The sequence below is a fragment of the Streptomyces sp. NPDC028419 genome, assembly GCF_055565515.1.
Genome location: NZ_JBVHUE010000016.1, coordinates 154013 through 170691, shown reverse-complemented (window position 1 = coordinate 170691; position 16679 = coordinate 154013). Strand labels below are relative to the sequence as shown.

The following is a 16679-nucleotide window of genomic DNA, read 5'->3' as shown; positions in this document are numbered from 1 at the left end:
CGAGTGAGCCCCAAGGAACCCCCGCGGCGCCGGGTCCCCGGGCCGCCCCGGCCCCGTACGACCGCGCGCCCCGCCGGTCGGCCGGCGTCGCGGCCCGCCACCCGCCGCCCGGCCGCGCCCCGCGCGCCGCACACGATCCGCCTCGGCGCCCCCAAGCCCCGGCTGCGGCTGGTCGGCGTCGGGCTGACGCTGGTCATGGTCGCCTTCGTGATCCGGCTGCTCCAGGTCCAGGCGGTCGACGCGTCCTCCTTCTCCGCCGAGGCGTCCAAGAACCGCTTCGCCAGCTACACCCTGGCCGCCGAGCGCGGGAACATCACCGACCGCAAGGGCGTGGCCCTGGCCACCAGCGTCGACGCGCACGACATCACCGCCGACCCCTCGATGTTCACCCCGCAGGAGAGCAAGGCCCCGGACGCCCCCGCGCAGGCCGCCGCCCTCCTCGCCCCCATCCTCGGCAAGGACGCCAAGGAGCTGACCGAGCGGCTCGCGACGAAGAACTCCCGCTACGTCGTCCTCGCCCGCCGCCAGACCCCCCAGGTCTGGAACCAGATCAAGGACCTCAAGCGGGTCTTCGCCGAGAAGGCCGCGGCCGACAAGAAGAACAACGGCCCCGGCGCGAACGTCCTCGCGGGCGTCTTCCAGGAGCCCAGCAGCAAGCGGGTGTACCCCAACGGGGACCTGGCCGCCGGGATACTGGGTTACGTCAACGCCGAGGGCAAGGGCGCGGGCGGGCTGGAGTCCTCCCTCGACAAGAAGCTCTCCGGCAAGGACGGCGAACTGACCTACGCCCAGTCCGGAGGGCGCCGCGTCCCCACCGCCGGATCCAGCGAGAAGCCCGCCGTGCCCGGCGAGGACGTCGAGCTGACCATCGACCGCGACATCCAGTGGGCGGCCCAGAGCGCCATCGCCGAGCAGGTCCAGAAGTCCGAGGCCGACCGCGGGTACGTCATCGTCCAGGACACCCGCACCGGCGAGGTGCTGGCCATGGCCAACGCCCCCGGCTTCGACCCCAACGACCTCGGCAAGGCCCGTTCCGCCGCCATGGGCAACGCGGCCCTCCAGGACGTCTACGAGCCCGGGTCCACGGCCAAGGTGATCTCGATGGCGGCGGTCCTGGAGGAGAAGAAGGCCACGCCCACCACGCACGTCACGGTCCCCAACCGGCTGCACCGCGGCGACCGGCTCTTCAAGGACGACGTCGATCACCCGACCTGGAACCTGACCCTCAACGGGGTCCTCGCCAAGTCCAGCAACATCGGCACCATCCTGGCCACCGGCCAGCTCGGCGCCAACCAGGCCGAGGCCAACAAGGTGCTGTACTCCTACCTGGACAAGTTCGGCATCGGATCGCCCACCGGCCTCGGCTACCCGGGCGAGTCCCGCGGCATCCTGGCCAAGCCCGGGGCCTGGTCCACCTCCCAGCAGTACACGATCCCCTTCGGCCAGGGCCTCTCGCTCAACGCCATGCAGGCGGCCTCCGTGTACTCGACGATCGCCAACGGCGGTGTCCGGATCACGCCCACCCTGGTCCGCGGCACCAAGGGACCCGACGGCCGGTTCAGCCAGGCCGCCGCGCCCGCCAAGGAACGCGTGGTGAGCGCCGAAACCGCCAAGACCCTCTCCGAAATGCTCGAATCGGTCGTCGACGACCAGGAGGGCACCGGCACCAAGGCACGCATCCCGGGCTACCGGGTCGGCGGCAAGACCGGAACGTCCAACCGGGTGGATCCGGCCACGGGCCGCTACAAGGGCTACACCGCGTCGTTCGCAGGTTTCGCCCCCGCGGACGATCCGCGCATCACCGTGTACTGCGCCATCCAGAACCCCACCAAGGGCAGCTACTTCGGCGGACAGATCTGCGGGCCCATCTACAAGAAGGTCATGGAGTTCGCCCTCAAGACCCTCCAAGTCGCCCCCAGCGGCACCGCCCCCGCCGGGCTGCCGGTCACCTTCGAACCCGGCCAGTGAGCAGACCCCCGCGCCACCAGACCGTGAGGCACCATCAGTGACAACGATCACCCCGAAACCCGGGAACCGGCCCGTCGCGAACCCCACGACCGGGCCCTCGCTTCGCAACGGGCCCACCGCGCCCGGTACGCTCACCGCCGTGCCCCACGCTGATCAGCCCAGAACCACCCAGAAAGACGCCCCGGCAGTGCTGCCCGGCGCGCCCCGGCCGCTGGCCGTCCGACCGACCCCGCTCGGCGATCTGGCCGCGCTGCTCGGCATCGAGACGCCCGTGCCCGCCGAGGCGCCCGGAAGCCCCGGACGTCACGGCCAGCACGGCCGTCCCACGGGCATCACCGGCATCACGCACGATTCGCGTGCGGTGCGCCCCGGCGATGTCTACGCGGCCCTGCCCGGAGCGCGCCTGCACGGCGCCGACTTCGCGCCACAGGCCGCCGAGCTGGGCGCCGCCGCGGTCCTGACGGACCCGGCGGGAGCCGCCCGCGCCGCCGCCACCGGACTGCCGGTCCTCATGGTCGAGAACCCGCGCGACCGGATGGGCGAGCTGGCCGCCACGATCTACGGACGTCCCGGCGAGGACCTGCTCCAGATCGGCATCACCGGCACCTCCGGCAAGACCACCACCGCCTACCTCATCGAGGGCGGGCTGCGGCGGGCCGGGCGGACGACCGGACTCGTCGGCACCGTCGAGATGCGGATCGGCGACACGGCCATCAAGTCGGAGCGCACCACCCCCGAGGCCCCCGACCTGCAGGCGCTCTTCGCGGTCATGCGCGAACGCGGCGTCCAGGCCGTGGCCATGGAGGTCTCCAGCCACGCCCTGGTGCTCGGCCGGGTGGACGGCTGCGTCTTCGACGTCGCCGTCTTCAACAACCTGAGCCCCGAGCACATGGAGTTCCACTCCGGCATGGAGGACTACTTCCAGGCCAAGGCGAGCCTCTTCACCGAGCGCCGCGCCCGCCTGGGCGTGGTGAACCTCGACGACGAGTACGGCCGCCGCCTCGCGAAGGAGGCGCCGATCCCGCTGCTGACCTTCTCGGCCACGGGCGACCCGGCCGCCGACTGGCGCGCCGAGGACGTGGTCTCGGGCCCCGTCGGCTCCACCCTGACCCTCGTCGGTCCGGACGGGGAGCGGATCTCGGCCGCCGCCCCGCTGCCCGGCCCGTTCAACGTGGCCAACACGGTCGCCGCGATCGTCACGCTGGCCGCCGCCGGGATCGACCCGCAGACCGCCGCCGACGGCGTCGCCGCCGTCCCCGGCGTCCCGGGCCGCCTGGAGCGCGTGGACGCGGGCCAGCAGTACCTCGCCGTCGTCGACTACGCGCACAAGACCGACGCCGTCGAATCGGTGCTCCGGGCGCTGCGCGAGGTCACCGAGGGCAAGCTGCACGTCGTCCTCGGCTGCGGCGGCGACCGCGACACCACCAAGCGCGCCCCGATGGGCGCCGCGGCGGCCCGCTACGCCGACACCGCGCTGCTGACCTCCGACAACCCGCGCTCCGAGGACCCGCTCGCGATCCTCGCCGCGATGTTCGACGGGGCGGTCTCCGTGCCGCCCGCCGAGCGCGCCACCGTCCTCGTCGACGCCGACCGGGCGGCGGCCATCGCCGCCGCCGTCGCGCGCGCCGCACCCGGCGACACCGTCCTCGTCGCCGGCAAGGGCCACGAACAGGGCCAGGACACCGGGGGCGTCGTACGGCCCTTCGACGACCGCGCGGTGCTCCGCGCCGCCATCGAGGCACACCGCAGCGCACCGCACGGCGCCACCGCGCCGGACCAGACCCCGCCCGCCCGACAGGCCGAGGTGAACCAGTGATCGACCTCTCCCTCGCCGAGATCGCCGGCATCACCGGCGGGCTTGCGCACGACATACCGGATCCGTCCGTACGCATCACCGGGCCGGTGGTCATCGACTCCCGCCAGGTCGAGGCGGGCAGCCTGTTCGCCGCCTTCGACGGCGAGCACGTCGACGGTCACGACTACGCCGAGCGCGCGGTCGCCGCGGGCGCGGCGGCCGTCCTCGCGGCCCGGCCCGTCGGCGTGCCCGCGATCGTCGTACCCGACGTCGAGAAGGCGCTCGGCGCCCTCGCCCGGACCGTCGTCGAGCGCCTGGGCACCGACGTGGTGGCCCTGACCGGCTCCGCCGGCAAGACCTCCACCAAGGACCTCATCGCCCAGGTGCTCCAGCACCACGCGCCCACCGTGTGGACCCCGGGCTCCCTCAACAACGAGATCGGCCTGCCGCTCACCGCCCTCAAGGCCACCGCCGACACCCGGCACCTGGTCCTGGAGATGGGCGCGCGCGGCATCGGCCACATCGCCTACCTCACCGGCCTCACGCCGCCGCGGATCGGCCTGGTGCTCAACGTCGGCACCGCCCACATCGGCGAGTTCGGCGGCCGCGAGCAGATCGCGCAGGCCAAGGGCGAGCTGGTCGAGTCCCTGCCGGACGAGGCCGCGGGCGGCGTCGCCGTCCTGAACGCCGACGACCCCCTCGTGCGCGCGATGACGGCCCGTACGAAGGCCCGTACGGTCCTCTTCGGCGAGGCCGAGGACGCGGACGTACGCGCCACCGAGGTGCGGATGACACCGGCGGGACAGCCCTCCTTCACACTCCACACACCCACCGGGTGCGGCGAAGTGACCTTGCGGCTGTACGGTGAGCACCACGTGTCGAACGCGCTCGCCGCGGCCGCCGTCGCCCATGTGCTGGGCATGTCCGTCGCCGAGATCGCCACCGCGCTCTCCGGGGCGGGCACGCTGTCCCGGTGGCGGATGGAGGTCACCGAGCGGGCGGACGGCGTGACAGTCGTCAACGACGCCTACAACGCGAACCCGGAGTCCATGCGGGCCGCCCTGCGCGCACTTGCCGCGATGGGCGGCGGCGCGCGGGCGAACGGGGGCCGCACGTGGGCGGTGCTCGGTCCCATGGCCGAGCTGGGCGACGAGTCGCTCGCCGAGCACGACGCGATCGGACGGCTCGCCGTCCGGCTCAACGTGAGCAAGCTCGTCGCAGTCGGGGGCAGGGAAGCGTCCTGGCTGCAACTGGGCGCATATAACGAGGGTTCGTGGGGTGAGGAGTCGGTGCTCGTGTCCGACGCGCAGGCGGCGGTCGACCTGTTGCGCAGTGAACTGCGCCCGGGAGACGTCGTGCTGGTGAAGGCGTCCAGGTCCATCGGACTGGAGCGGGTCGCGCTGGCGCTCCTCGAGCGCGAGGGCGAGGTCACCGGTCGATGAGGCAGATCCTGTTCGCGGGAGTCATCGGGCTCTTCCTGACTCTCGTCGGCACTCCGCTGCTGATCAAGGGGCTGGCCCGCAAGGGTTACGGCCAGTTCATCCGCGACGACGGGCCGCGCGGCCACGCCGGGAAGAAGGGCACGCCCACCATGGGCGGCATCTCCTTCATCCTGGCCACGCTGGTCGCGTACGCCCTGACGAAGGTGATCACGTCCAGCCAGCCGACCTTCTCCGGTCTGCTGGTGCTCTTCCTGATGGCGGGAATGGGCGTCGTCGGCTTCCTGGACGACTACATCAAGATCGTCAAGCAACGTTCGCTGGGTCTGCGGGCCAAGGCCAAGATGGCCGGTCAGCTGATCGTCGGCATCGCCTTCGCGGTGCTCGCCCTCCAGTTCGCGGACGGTCGCGGGCTCACCCCCGCCTCCAAGCGGCTGTCCTTCGTGACCGACTTCGGCTGGTCCATCGGGCCGGTGCTGTTCGTGGTCTGGGCGCTGTTCATGATCCTGGCGATGTCCAACGGCGTGAACCTCACCGACGGCCTCGACGGACTGGCCACCGGCGCGGCCGTGATGGTCTTCGGCGCCTACACCTTCATCGGCGTCTGGCAGTACCAGGAGTCCTGCGCCAACGCGCAGACCCTGCCGAACCCGTCCGCCTGCTTCGAGGTGCGTGACCCGCTCGACCTCGCGGTCGTCGCCTCGGCCCTCATGGGCGCCTGCTTCGGCTTCCTGTGGTGGAACACCTCGCCCGCCAAGATCTTCATGGGCGACACCGGTTCGCTGGCGCTGGGCGGCGCGCTCGCCGGCCTCGCGATCTGCTCCCGCACGGAGTTCCTGATCGCCCTGCTCGGCGGCCTCTTCGTCCTGATCACCATGTCCGTGGTCATCCAGGTCGGCTCCTTCAAGATGACCGGCAAGCGGGTCTTCCGGATGGCGCCGCTCCAGCACCACTTCGAACTCAAGGGGTGGTCCGAAGTCCTTGTCGTGGTCCGCTTCTGGATCATCCAGGGCGTGTGCGTGATCGTCGGACTCGGACTCTTCTACGCGGGATGGGCAGCGGACAAGTGACCGCCTGGAACGGCAAGAACATCACCGTCGCCGGCCTCGGCGTGAGCGGCATCAGCGCCGCCCGCGCCCTGGCCGGCCTCGGCGCGTCCGTCACCGTCGTGGACGGCGGCGACAGCGAGGGCCACCGGGCCCGTGCGGCGGAGTTGGAGGCGGCGGGCATCTCCGTGCGCCTGGCGGACGCGGAGACCCTCCCCGAGGGCACCGAGCTCGTCGTCACCTCGCCCGGCTGGCAGCCCGCCAGCCCGCTCTTCGCGGCCGCCGCGGCGGCCGGGGTCGAGGTCGTCGGCGACGTCGAGATCGCCTGGCAGCTGCGCGGCGAGAACGCCCCGCCCTGGCTCGCGATCACCGGCACCAACGGCAAGACCACCACGACCCAGATGCTCGCGTCGATCCTGCGCGCCGCCGGTCTGCGGACCGCCGCCGTCGGCAACATCGGCACCCCGATCATCGACGTGGTCACCGGCGCGGACCCGGAGTACCGCGACCTCGACGTGCTCGCCGTCGAGCTCTCCAGCTACCAGCTGCACTGGGCGCCCTCCGTACGGGCCCACTCGGCGGCCGTGCTGAACCTGGCCCCCGACCACCTCGACTGGCACGGCACCATGGAGGCGTACGCCGCCGACAAGGGCCGCGTCTACGAGGGCAACACCGTCGCCTGCGTCTACAACGTCGCCGACAAGGCCACCGAGGACCTCGTCGTCGAAGCCGACGTCGAAGAGGGCTGCCGCGCCATCGGCTTCACCCTCGGCGCCCCCGGCCCCTCCATGCTCGGCGTCGTCGACGGCATCCTGGTCGACCGCGCCTTCGTGGAGAACCGGCAGAAGAACGCCCAGGAGCTGGCCGAGGTTTCCGACGTCGACCCGCCGGCCCCGCACAACATCGCCAACGCCCTCGCGGCCGCCGCCCTGGCCCGCGCCTTCGGCGTGCCCCCGCGGGCCGTCCGCGACGGCCTGCGCGACTTCCGCCCCGACGCGCACCGCATCGCGCACGTCGACGTCGTCGAGGGGGTCACCTACATCGACGACTCCAAGGCGACCAACACGCACGCCGCCGAGGCCTCCCTGGCGGCCTACGAGCCGGTCGTGTGGATCGCCGGCGGCCTCGCCAAGGGCGCCACCTTCGACGAGCTCGTGATCCGCTCCGCGAAGCGGCTGCGCGGCGCCGTCCTGATCGGCGCCGACCGGGCCCTGATCCGCGACGCGCTGGCGCGACACGCCCCCGAGGTCCCGGTCGTCGAGCTGGAACGGACCGACACTGGGGCGATGCTCGCGGCGGTCCGGGAAGCGGCGCGGCTGGCCGAGCCGGGCGACACGGTCCTGCTGGCACCCGCCTGCGCCTCGATGGACATGTTCGCGAACTACAACAAGCGCGGGGACGCGTTCGCCGACGCCGTCCGCGAACTCGCCGCGGCGGGCGCCTAGCGACGCAGGGGTCGGACCCCTCCGGTCGGCTGCTCGTACGAGTGGAGGGGAAGATCACACCATGCCGGCCAAGCAACTGCTCCCCGGGCGGCGGCCGTCCGCCCCGAAGCCGAAGACGCAGGGCCGTAGACGGCCCGTGCCGAGCGCCACGAAGCGCGGCCCCGGGCGCGGCTCGCTGGACGGGCTGCGGCGCACGCAGCGGCAGTTGCGCCGGGCCTGGGACCGTCCGCTCACCGCGTATTACCTGATCTTCGGCAGCGCCCTGCTGATCACCGTGCTCGGGCTGGTGATGGTCTACTCGGCCTCCATGATCAAGGGCCTCCAGCTCGGCCTGGGCGCCTCGTACTTCTTCAAGAAGCAGTTCCTGGCCGCCTCCATCGGCGCCGTCCTGCTGCTGGCCGCCTCCCGGATGCCCGTCAAGCTGCACCGGGCGCTGTCCTACCCCGTCCTCGCCGGAACGCTCTTCCTGATGGCCCTGGTCCAGGTCCCGGGGATGGGGGTGTCGATCAACGGCAACCAGAATTGGATCTCCCTTGGCGGTCCGTTCATGCTCCAGCCCAGTGAGTTCGGCAAGCTGGCCCTGATCCTGTGGGGCGCCGACCTGCTGGCCCGCAAGGGCGACAAGGGGCTGCTGAGCCAGTGGAAGCACCTCCTGGTGCCACTGGTGCCGGTGACCTTCCTGTTGCTCGGGCTGATCATGCTCGGTGGCGACATGGGCACCGCGATGATCCTGGGCGCCATCCTCTTCGGCCTGTTGTGGTTGGCCGGCGCCCCGACCAGGATGTTCGTGGGCGTGCTCGCCTTCGCGGGTGTGATCGTCGCGGTACTGATCCGGACCAGCCCGCACCGGATGGACCGCCTCGCGTGCCTGGGGGCGACAGATCCGGGCAAGAACGACCTCTGCTGGCAAGCCGTGCACGGAATCTACGCCTTGGCATCCGGCGGTTGGTTCGGTTCCGGACTCGGTGCGAGCGTGGAAAAATGGGGCCAACTGCCAGAAGCGCACACGGACTTCATCTTTGCCATCACCGGTGAGGAACTGGGACTGGCGGGGACGCTGTCGGTACTCGCCCTGTTCGCGGCCCTAGGCTATGCGGGTATCCGCGTGGCCGGACGTACGGAGGACTCCTTCGTCAGGTTTGCCGCGGGAGGCGTGACCACCTGGATCACGGCGCAAGCCGTGATCAACATCGGTGCGGTGCTCGGTCTGCTGCCGATCGCCGGGGTCCCGCTCCCGCTGTTCTCCTACGGGGGGTCCGCCCTGCTGCCGACGATGTTCGCCGTGGGATTGCTCGTCGCGTTCGCGCGGGAGGAGCCCGGGGCGCGCGCGGCGCTCGCGATGCGGCAGCCGAAGTTCGGCTGGAAGCGGGCCGGGCTGAGATGGAAATCGATGAGACGGCGCGTCAAGAAGCGTCCGTCCGGAGAGCGGTGAATTTCGGTGCATGTCGTACTCGCCGGTGGGGGGACCGCCGGCCACATCGAGCCGGCGCTCGCCCTCGCGGACGCCCTGCGCAGGCAGGACCCCTCCGTGGGCATCACCGCCCTCGGAACGGAACGGGGCCTTGAGACCCGCCTGGTGCCGGAGCGCGGCTACGAGCTGGGACTGATCCCCGCCGTACCGCTGCCCCGCAAGCCCACCCCGGAGCTGATCACCGTCCCGGGACGGCTGCGCGGGACCATCAAGGCCGCCGAGCAGATCCTGGAGCGCACCAAGGCCGACTGCGTCGTCGGCTTCGGCGGCTACGTGGCCCTGCCCGGCTACCTGGCGGCCAAGCGGCTCGGGGTGCCGATCATCGTCCACGAGGCCAATGCCCGGCCGGGCCTCGCCAACAAGATCGGTTCGCGCTACGCGGCCGCCGTCGCGGTCTCCACGCCCGACAGCAAGCTCCGTAACGCCCGCTACATCGGGATCCCGCTGCGGCGTTCCATCTCGACCCTGGACCGGGCCATGGTCCGGCCCGAGGCGCGGGCCGCCTTCGGGCTCGACCCCAACCTGCCGACGCTGCTGGTCTCCGGCGGCTCGCAGGGCGCGCGCCGGCTCAACGAGGTCGTCCAGTCGGTCGCGCCGACCCTCCAGCGCTCCGGCATCCAGATCCTGCACGCGGTCGGCCCGAAGAACGAAGTGCCGCGTGTCGACAACATGCCCGGTATGCCGCCCTACGTGCCGGTACCGTACGTGGACCGGATGGATCTCGCGTACGCCGCCGCCGACATGATGCTGTGCCGCGCGGGTGCGATGACCGTCGCCGAACTGTCCGCCGTCGGGCTGCCCGCCGCCTACGTCCCGTTGCCGATCGGCAACGGTGAACAGCGGCTCAACGCCCAGCCGGTGGTCAAGGCCGGGGGCGGTCTGCTCGTCGACGACGCGGAACTGACGCCCGAGTGGATCCTCAGCCAGGTCCTCCCGGTACTGGCCGATCCGCACCGTCTGTACGAGATGTCGCGCGCCGCGGCGGAGTTCGGCCGCCGGGACGCCGATGATCTGTTGGTCGGCATGGTCTACGAGGCGATCGCCGCACACCGAGCCCGCTGAGCCGGGAAGGCACCGACGCAGGAGGCACCGCAGTGGCCGGAGCGACGACCGCACGCAAGGGCGTCAAGTCCCCGAAACCGGCCAAGGCGCCCCGGCCCGCCAAACCGCCCAAGCCCGGCAAGACGGCGAAGGCGGCGTGGAGATCGCCCTTCCGGGGCCCCGGCGGCCCCCGGTCCGCGCCGGGGCGCCCGCGCCGGGGCCCGGTGCTGCTCGCGGCCGCCCTCGCCGCCGTCCTGCTCGGCGCGGGCGGCACGTGGGCCCTGTACGGGTCCAGCTGGCTGCGGGTCGAGAAGGTCACGGCGGGTGGCACCGAGGTGCTCACTCCCGCACAGGTGCTCGCCGCCGCGGCCGTTCCGATCGGGGCGCCGCTCGTCGGCGTGGACACCGACGAGATCGAGAACCGGGTCCGGGCCAAGCTGCCGCGGGTCGACACCGTGACGGCCACGCGGTCGTGGCCGCACGGAATCGGACTGAAAGTGACGGAGCGCAAACCCGTCCTGCTCATCAAAAAGGGCGCGGACTTCGTGGAAGTGGACGCTTCGGGTGTGCGATTCGACACGGTGGCGAAAGCACCCGCGGGCGTTCCGGTCCTCGAACTGTCCGCCGGACAGTCGCCGAGCGCCCGCCGGTTCGACGAGGAACGGCTGCTGCGCGAGGCGGTGGCCGTCGCGGGCGACCTCCCCAAGGCCGTGGCCAGGGAGACCCTGCTGGTCAAGGTCGGCTCGTACGACTCGGTCGTCCTGGAGCTGACGCGGGGGCGCGAGGTGGTCTGGGGGAGCGGCGAACAGGGTGAGGCGAAGGGCCGCGCGCTGACCGCGCTGCTCAAGGCCGTGCCCAAGGCTGACCACTTCGACGTGAGCGCGCCCACGGCCCCTGCGGTGTCCGGGAGTTGACGTCGAGTCGAACACCGACGCACCCTGGTTGGCCAGCGATATGGGTGATCACATAGGGTGAAAAGAAAAACGGGAGGTTCGGCGTGTTCGTTGAACGCGCACCACTTGTCGACTTAGTGTCCTGTTCGGAGAGTCCAGGGAACAGACACACCCTTAACCCTAAACTTCAGGGTTAGGGTTCGGGTCGGCGTGTTGGACCGTCCCACTTTCGGCATCAGTCGTCGCACCGCAGGCCCGCGAGGCGGCGACACGTAACTCGAGGCGAGAGGCCTTCGACGTGGCAGCACCGCAGAACTACCTCGCAGTCATCAAGGTCATCGGTGTCGGCGGCGGTGGTGTCAATGCCATCAACCGAATGATCGAGGTCGGTCTCAAGGGCGTCGAGTTCATCGCCATCAACACCGACGCCCAGGCGCTGTTGATGAGCGACGCCGACGTCAAGCTCGACGTCGGCCGTGAACTCACCCGGGGCCTCGGCGCCGGAGCCAACCCGGCCGTCGGCCGCAAGGCGGCAGAGGACCACCGCGAGGAGATCGAGGAGGTCCTCAAGGGGGCCGACATGGTCTTCGTCACCGCCGGCGAAGGCGGTGGCACCGGTACCGGTGGCGCCCCCGTGGTCGCCAACATCGCGCGCTCGCTGGGCGCGCTCACGATCGGTGTGGTCACCCGGCCCTTCACCTTCGAAGGCCGCCGGCGCGCCAACCAGGCGGAGGACGGCATCGCCGAACTCCGCGAAGAGGTCGACACCCTCATCGTCATCCCCAACGACCGGCTGCTGTCCATCTCGGACCGGCAGGTCAGCGTCCTCGACGCCTTCAAGTCGGCGGACCAGGTCCTGCTCTCGGGCGTCCAGGGCATCACCGACCTCATCACCACCCCGGGTCTGATCAACCTCGACTTCGCGGACGTCAAGTCCGTGATGTCCGAGGCGGGCTCGGCCCTCATGGGCATCGGCTCCGCCCGCGGCGACGACCGCGCCGTGGCCGCCGCCGAGATGGCGATCTCCTCGCCGCTGCTGGAAGCGTCCATCGACGGAGCCCGCGGCGTGCTGCTCTCCATCTCCGGTGGATCCGACCTCGGTCTCTTCGAGATCAACGAGGCGGCCCAGCTGGTCAGCGAGGCCGCGCACCCCGAGGCGAACATCATCTTCGGTGCCGTCATCGACGACGCGCTCGGCGACGAGGTGCGGGTCACCGTCATCGCGGCCGGGTTCGACGGCGGACAGCCGCCGGCCCGCCGGGACAACGTCATCGGCGCCGCGTCCACCAAGCGCGAGGAGCCGGCCCCGCCGGTCCGTGCCGCGGAGCCGGTCCGTCCGGCCTTCGGCGGACTCGGTTCGGTCACCCCGCGCGAGGACGTGCAGGTGCCGGTCGAGCCGGCGCCGGTCGAGACCTCGATCCCCGTGGCCCCGCAGGTCCCGACGGCCCGTCCGTACCAGGACAGCCCGGCCGAAGAGCTGGACGTCCCGGATTTCTTGAAGTGACGATAGAGCAGCACACCGTGAGCGGCGCCCACTTCGCTTTCACCGACAGGTGGGGCGGGGGGAGCGCCGTTCCGTATGAGGAGCTCAACCTCGGCGGGGCGGTGGGGGACGACCCCGAGGTCGTGCGGGCCAACCGGGCGAGCGCCGCGCGGACCCTGGGCCTCGCCCCGGATCGGGTGGTCTGGATGAACCAGGTGCACGGGCGGGACGTCGCGGTGGTCGACGGTCCGTGGGGCGGAGACGACGCCGGGGACCACGAGGTCCCCGCCGTGGACGCGGTGGTGACCACCCGTCGGGGGCTCGCCCTCGCGGTCCTCACCGCCGACTGCACCCCCGTCCTGTTGGCCGACCCCGTCGCCGGGGTGGTGGCCGCCGCCCATGCCGGGCGGCCCGGACTGGTCGCCGGGGTGGTGCCCGCCGCGGTGGCGGCGATGGTCTCGCTCGGCGCCGAACCGGGGCGGATGGTGGCCCGTACCGGACCCGCCGTCTGCGGTCGGTGCTACGAAGTGCCCGCCGCCATGCGGGACGAGGTGGCCGCGATCGTGCCGGAGGCCTTCGCCGAAACCAGCTGGGGGACCCCCGCCGTCGACGTGGTCGCCGGGGTGCACGCCCAGCTCGCAGCGGCGGGGGTGGTGGACGCCCGGCGTTCCCCGGTCTGCACACTGGAGTCCGGGGACCACTTCTCTTACCGCCGCGACCGGGTGACCGGGCGGCTCGCCGGATACGTCTGGTTGGGGTCCCCCCGGACGGAACGTGGGGGATCGACGGATGACTGACCGTGGCGCGGAACTGGCCGCCAACCTGAAGCGGGTGGAGGAACGCATCTCCACCGCGTGCGCGGCGGCGGGGCGGGAGCGGGACGAGGTGACCCTCATCGTGGTCACCAAGACGTATCCCGCGAGCGACGTACGACTGCTGGCGGACCTGGGGGTCCGTCATGTGGCGGAGAATCGCGACCAGGACGCCGCCCCCAAGGCCGTGGCCTGCGCGGATCTGCCGCTCACCTGGCACTTCGTCGGTCAGTTGCAGACCAACAAAGTCCGTTCGGTGGCGGGATACGCGCACGTCGTGCAGTCCGTCGACCGGGCCCGGCTGGTGCCGGCGCTCTCGGCGGCCGCGGTGAAGGCCGGACGCGAACTCGGCTGCCTCGTACAGATCGCGCTCGACGCCGAATCGGGCGAGCGCGGGGAGCGCGGCGGCGCCGCTCCGGACCTGTTGCCGGAACTGGCGGAGCTCGTCGCGGCGGCGCCGGGACTGCGGATCGACGGCCTCATGACGGTCGCGCCGCTGGCCGGTCCGTACGCGGGCCGCGAACAGGCCGCCTTCGAGCGGTTGCTGGAATTGTCATCCCAGCTGCGCGCGGACCATCCTGCTGCCACGATGGTCTCGGCCGGGATGAGCGCCGACCTGGAACAGGCCGTCATGGCCGGTGCGACACATGTGCGCGTCGGCACTGCGGTACTCGGTGCGAGGCCGCGGCTCGGGTAACGTCGCGAAGAAAGTCGGACCACAGCAGAAAATATGGTCATTTCCGCTGATGAGCGGACAGACCACGTGGATCGCAGGCAGTTGGTGACTTTGGTGACAATGCGACACGACACCTGCGACACCTGCGACAGGGCGATCCACCACAGAGCGGAGGACTCAGAGAATGGCCGGCGCGATGCGCAAGATGGCGGTCTACCTCGGCCTCGTGGAGGACGACCGGTACGACAACCCGGGGTACGACCCCGACGACGAGTTCGAACCCGAGCCGGAACCGGAACGTCCCCGCGACAGGGACCGCCGGCAGCAGGCCGTATCGCACCAACCGCCCGTACAGGACGAACCGGTACGAGTCGTACAGCCGCCGGCGCAGCGCGAACCCATCGCAATCCCGGTAGAAAACGGACGATCGCCGCGTATTGCACCCGTGGCATCCATCACACCTGAACGCCCCACCATGGAGAAGAACGCCCCCGTGATCATGCCCAAGGTCGTCTCCGAGCGGGAGCCCTACCGCATCACCACGCTGCACCCCCGGACGTACAACGAGGCCCGTACCATCGGGGAACACTTCCGCGAGGGCACCCCCGTGATCATGAATCTCACGGAGATGGACGACACCGATGCGAAGCGCCTGGTCGACTTCGCGGCCGGTCTCGTGTTCGGTCTGCACGGCAGTATTGAACGCGTGACACAGAAGGTGTTCCTGCTGTCGCCTGCTAACGTCGATGTCACGGCGGAGGACAAGGCCCGCATCGCGGAGGGCGGGTTCTTCAACCAAAGCTAGACCGACGAGTTAAGACACGGGACCGTAGGCGACGACCCGGCCGGCAGGCCGGACAGCGACAGCAAGGGGAGAGGGAAGCGCGGGATGGGCGTGGCTCTGGAGGTTGTCTACATCGCGCTGATGTGCTTCCTCATCGTGCTGATCTTCCGACTGGTCATGGACTACGTCTTCCAGTTCGCCCCTTCGTGGGCCCCTGGCAAGGCGATGGTGGTCGTTCTGGAGGCCACCTACACTGTCACCGATCCACCGCTCAAGCTTCTTCGGCGGTTCATCCCGCCGTTGCGTCTCGGGGGCGTGGCACTCGACCTGTCCTTCTTCGTTCTGATGATCATCGTTTACATCCTCATCAGTTTCGTGAGCACCGCTGCGAGAAGCGTGTGAACGATACGGTCTTGCCGACTGCCGACGACTACGTAGAGGTGAAGAAGAGATGCCGCTGACCCCCGAGGACGTGCGGAACAAGCAGTTCACGACCGTTCGCCTCCGAGAAGGCTACGACGAGGACGAGGTTGACGCCTTCCTCGACGAAGTCGAAGGCGAACTGACGCGCCTGCTCCGTGAGAACGAGGATCTGCGCGCCAAGCTGGCGGCCGCCACGCGTGCCGCCGCGCAGAACCAGCAGCAGCAGGGCATGCGCAAGCCGGAGCAGCAGGACCAGCGAGGCCCGGGCGCCCCGGTTCCCGCGGCCATATCCGGCCCGCCGCAGCAGCAGCCCCAGCAGATGGGTCCGCCCCAGCTGCAGGGTGGGCAGCCGCAGCTGCCGGCCGGCCCCGGTGGTCACGGACCGCAGGGTCCTGGCCCGATGGGTGGCCCCATGCAGCAGCACCCCATGGCCGGACAGCAGTCCATGGGCGGCCAGAACCAGCTCGGCCAGCCGATGCAGCAGCAGCAGATGCAGCAGCAGCAGATGGGCCAGCAGATGCAGCCCATGCAGCAGCAGCAGATGGGCCAGCCGATGGGGCAGCAGATGCAGCCCATGGGCCAGCAGATGCAGCCGATGCACCAGCAGCAGCAGCCGCAGCTCCCGCAGCAGGGCCCCGGTGGCGACAGCGCCGCCCGCGTCCTGTCCCTGGCGCAGCAGACCGCCGACCAGGCGATCGCGGAGGCCCGTTCCGAGGCCAACAAGATCGTCGGCGAGGCCCGTTCGCGCGCCGAGGGCCTGGAGCGGGACGCCCGTGCCAAGGCCGACGCGCTGGAGCGGGACGCGCAGGAGAAGCACCGCGTCGCGATGGGCTCCCTGGAGTCCGCCCGCGCCACGCTGGAGCGCAAGGTCGAGGACCTGCGGGGCTTCGAGCGCGAGTACCGCACGCGTCTGAAGTCCTACCTGGAGAGCCAGCTGCGTCAGCTGGAGACCCAGGCCGACGACTCCCTCGCGCCGCCGCGCACGCCGGCCACCGCCTCGCTGCCGCCGTCGCCGGCGCCGTCGATGGCTCCGGCCGGAGCGATGGGGCACTCCATGGGTGGTCCGTCCCCCATGGGCGGTCCCTCCCCGATGGGTGGTCCGTCCCCGATGGGTGGCCCCTCCTACGGTGGCCAGCAGCAGATGTCTCCCGCGATGACGCAGCCGATGGCTCCGGTGCGGCCGGTTGCGCCGCAGCCGATGCAGCAGGCGCCGTCGCCGATGCGGGGCTTCCTGATCGACGAGGACGACAACTAGGCGCGCCTCACCCGTCGGCAGACGGTCGGGGGGGGGGGGGGGGGGGGGGGGGGGGGGGGGGGGGGGGGGGGGGGGGGGGGGGGGGGGGGGGGGGGGGGGGGAGGCACGTTCACCCCCCCGGGGGGCGCGGGGGGGGTGGATTGTGTTG

General features: G+C 71.2%; 14 protein-coding genes. All 14 read left to right on the top strand.

Annotation, left to right across the window (positions count from 1 at the left end):
* Nucleotides 1-3: 3 nt before the first annotated feature.
* Complete coding sequence (locus tag ACZ4UB_RS20315) at nucleotides 4-1968, top strand: peptidoglycan D,D-transpeptidase FtsI family protein (RefSeq protein ID WP_354383900.1); 1965 nt, start codon at nucleotides 4-6, stop codon at nucleotides 1966-1968.
* Between the two features lie 37 nt (nucleotides 1969-2005).
* Complete coding sequence (locus ACZ4UB_RS20310; protein WP_468071886.1) at nucleotides 2006-3784, top strand: UDP-N-acetylmuramoyl-L-alanyl-D-glutamate--2,6-diaminopimelate ligase; 1779 nt, start codon at nucleotides 2006-2008, stop codon at nucleotides 3782-3784.
* Complete coding sequence (locus ACZ4UB_RS20305) at nucleotides 3781-5205, top strand: UDP-N-acetylmuramoyl-tripeptide--D-alanyl-D-alanine ligase (protein ID WP_468071884.1); 1425 nt, start codon at nucleotides 3781-3783, stop codon at nucleotides 5203-5205. Before ACZ4UB_RS20310 ends, ACZ4UB_RS20305 begins: the two co-directional genes overlap by 4 nt.
* On the top strand, nucleotides 5202-6272 hold the full coding sequence (gene mraY, locus ACZ4UB_RS20300; protein ID WP_354383903.1) for a phospho-N-acetylmuramoyl-pentapeptide-transferase: 1071 nt from the start codon (nucleotides 5202-5204) through the stop codon (nucleotides 6270-6272). Before ACZ4UB_RS20305 ends, mraY begins: the two co-directional genes overlap by 4 nt.
* Nucleotides 6254-7693, top strand: coding sequence for a UDP-N-acetylmuramoyl-L-alanine--D-glutamate ligase (gene murD, locus ACZ4UB_RS20295; protein ID WP_354383904.1), 1440 nt, complete (start codon nucleotides 6254-6256; stop codon nucleotides 7691-7693). The genes mraY and murD overlap by 19 nt, the downstream gene beginning before the upstream one ends.
* Nucleotides 7694-7754: 61 nt before the next feature.
* Entirely contained in the window at nucleotides 7755-9125 is a 1371-nt protein-coding gene (gene ftsW, locus ACZ4UB_RS20290) for a putative lipid II flippase FtsW (RefSeq protein ID WP_468071882.1), read from the top strand.
* 6 nt (nucleotides 9126-9131) lie between these two features.
* Nucleotides 9132-10226 carry an undecaprenyldiphospho-muramoylpentapeptide beta-N-acetylglucosaminyltransferase gene (gene murG / locus ACZ4UB_RS20285; RefSeq protein ID WP_468071880.1) on the top strand — a complete coding sequence of 365 codons (1095 nt, stop codon included), beginning with the start codon at nucleotides 9132-9134 and terminating at the stop codon, nucleotides 10224-10226.
* A gap of 32 nt (nucleotides 10227-10258) precedes the next feature.
* Complete coding sequence (locus tag ACZ4UB_RS20280) at nucleotides 10259-11119, top strand: cell division protein FtsQ/DivIB (RefSeq protein WP_468071878.1); 861 nt, start codon at nucleotides 10259-10261, stop codon at nucleotides 11117-11119.
* 277 nt (nucleotides 11120-11396) lie between these two features.
* Nucleotides 11397-12602: a cell division protein FtsZ gene (ftsZ, locus tag ACZ4UB_RS20275; protein WP_467965414.1), complete on the top strand. Its 1206-nt coding sequence runs from the start codon at nucleotides 11397-11399 to the stop codon at nucleotides 12600-12602.
* Nucleotides 12603-12619: 17 nt separating this feature from the next.
* Nucleotides 12620-13378, top strand: a complete 759-nt coding sequence (gene pgeF, locus ACZ4UB_RS20270) for a peptidoglycan editing factor PgeF (protein WP_468071922.1) — start codon at nucleotides 12620-12622, stop codon at nucleotides 13376-13378.
* Nucleotides 13371-14090: a YggS family pyridoxal phosphate-dependent enzyme gene (locus tag ACZ4UB_RS20265; RefSeq protein ID WP_468071876.1), complete on the top strand. Its 720-nt coding sequence runs from the start codon at nucleotides 13371-13373 to the stop codon at nucleotides 14088-14090. The genes pgeF and ACZ4UB_RS20265 overlap by 8 nt, the downstream gene beginning before the upstream one ends.
* Nucleotides 14091-14253: 163 nt before the next feature.
* The gene (locus tag ACZ4UB_RS20260; RefSeq protein WP_354383910.1) at nucleotides 14254-14874 is read left to right on the top strand and encodes a cell division protein SepF; all 621 of its coding nucleotides are present in this window, start codon (nucleotides 14254-14256) and stop codon (nucleotides 14872-14874) included.
* Nucleotides 14875-14958: 84 nt separating this feature from the next.
* Complete coding sequence (locus tag ACZ4UB_RS20255) at nucleotides 14959-15255, top strand: YggT family protein (RefSeq protein ID WP_351038871.1); 297 nt, start codon at nucleotides 14959-14961, stop codon at nucleotides 15253-15255.
* 49 nt (nucleotides 15256-15304) lie between these two features.
* Nucleotides 15305-16531 carry a DivIVA domain-containing protein gene (locus tag ACZ4UB_RS20250; RefSeq protein WP_468071874.1) on the top strand — a complete coding sequence of 409 codons (1227 nt, stop codon included), beginning with the start codon at nucleotides 15305-15307 and terminating at the stop codon, nucleotides 16529-16531.
* Nucleotides 16532-16679: the final 148 nt, after the last annotated feature.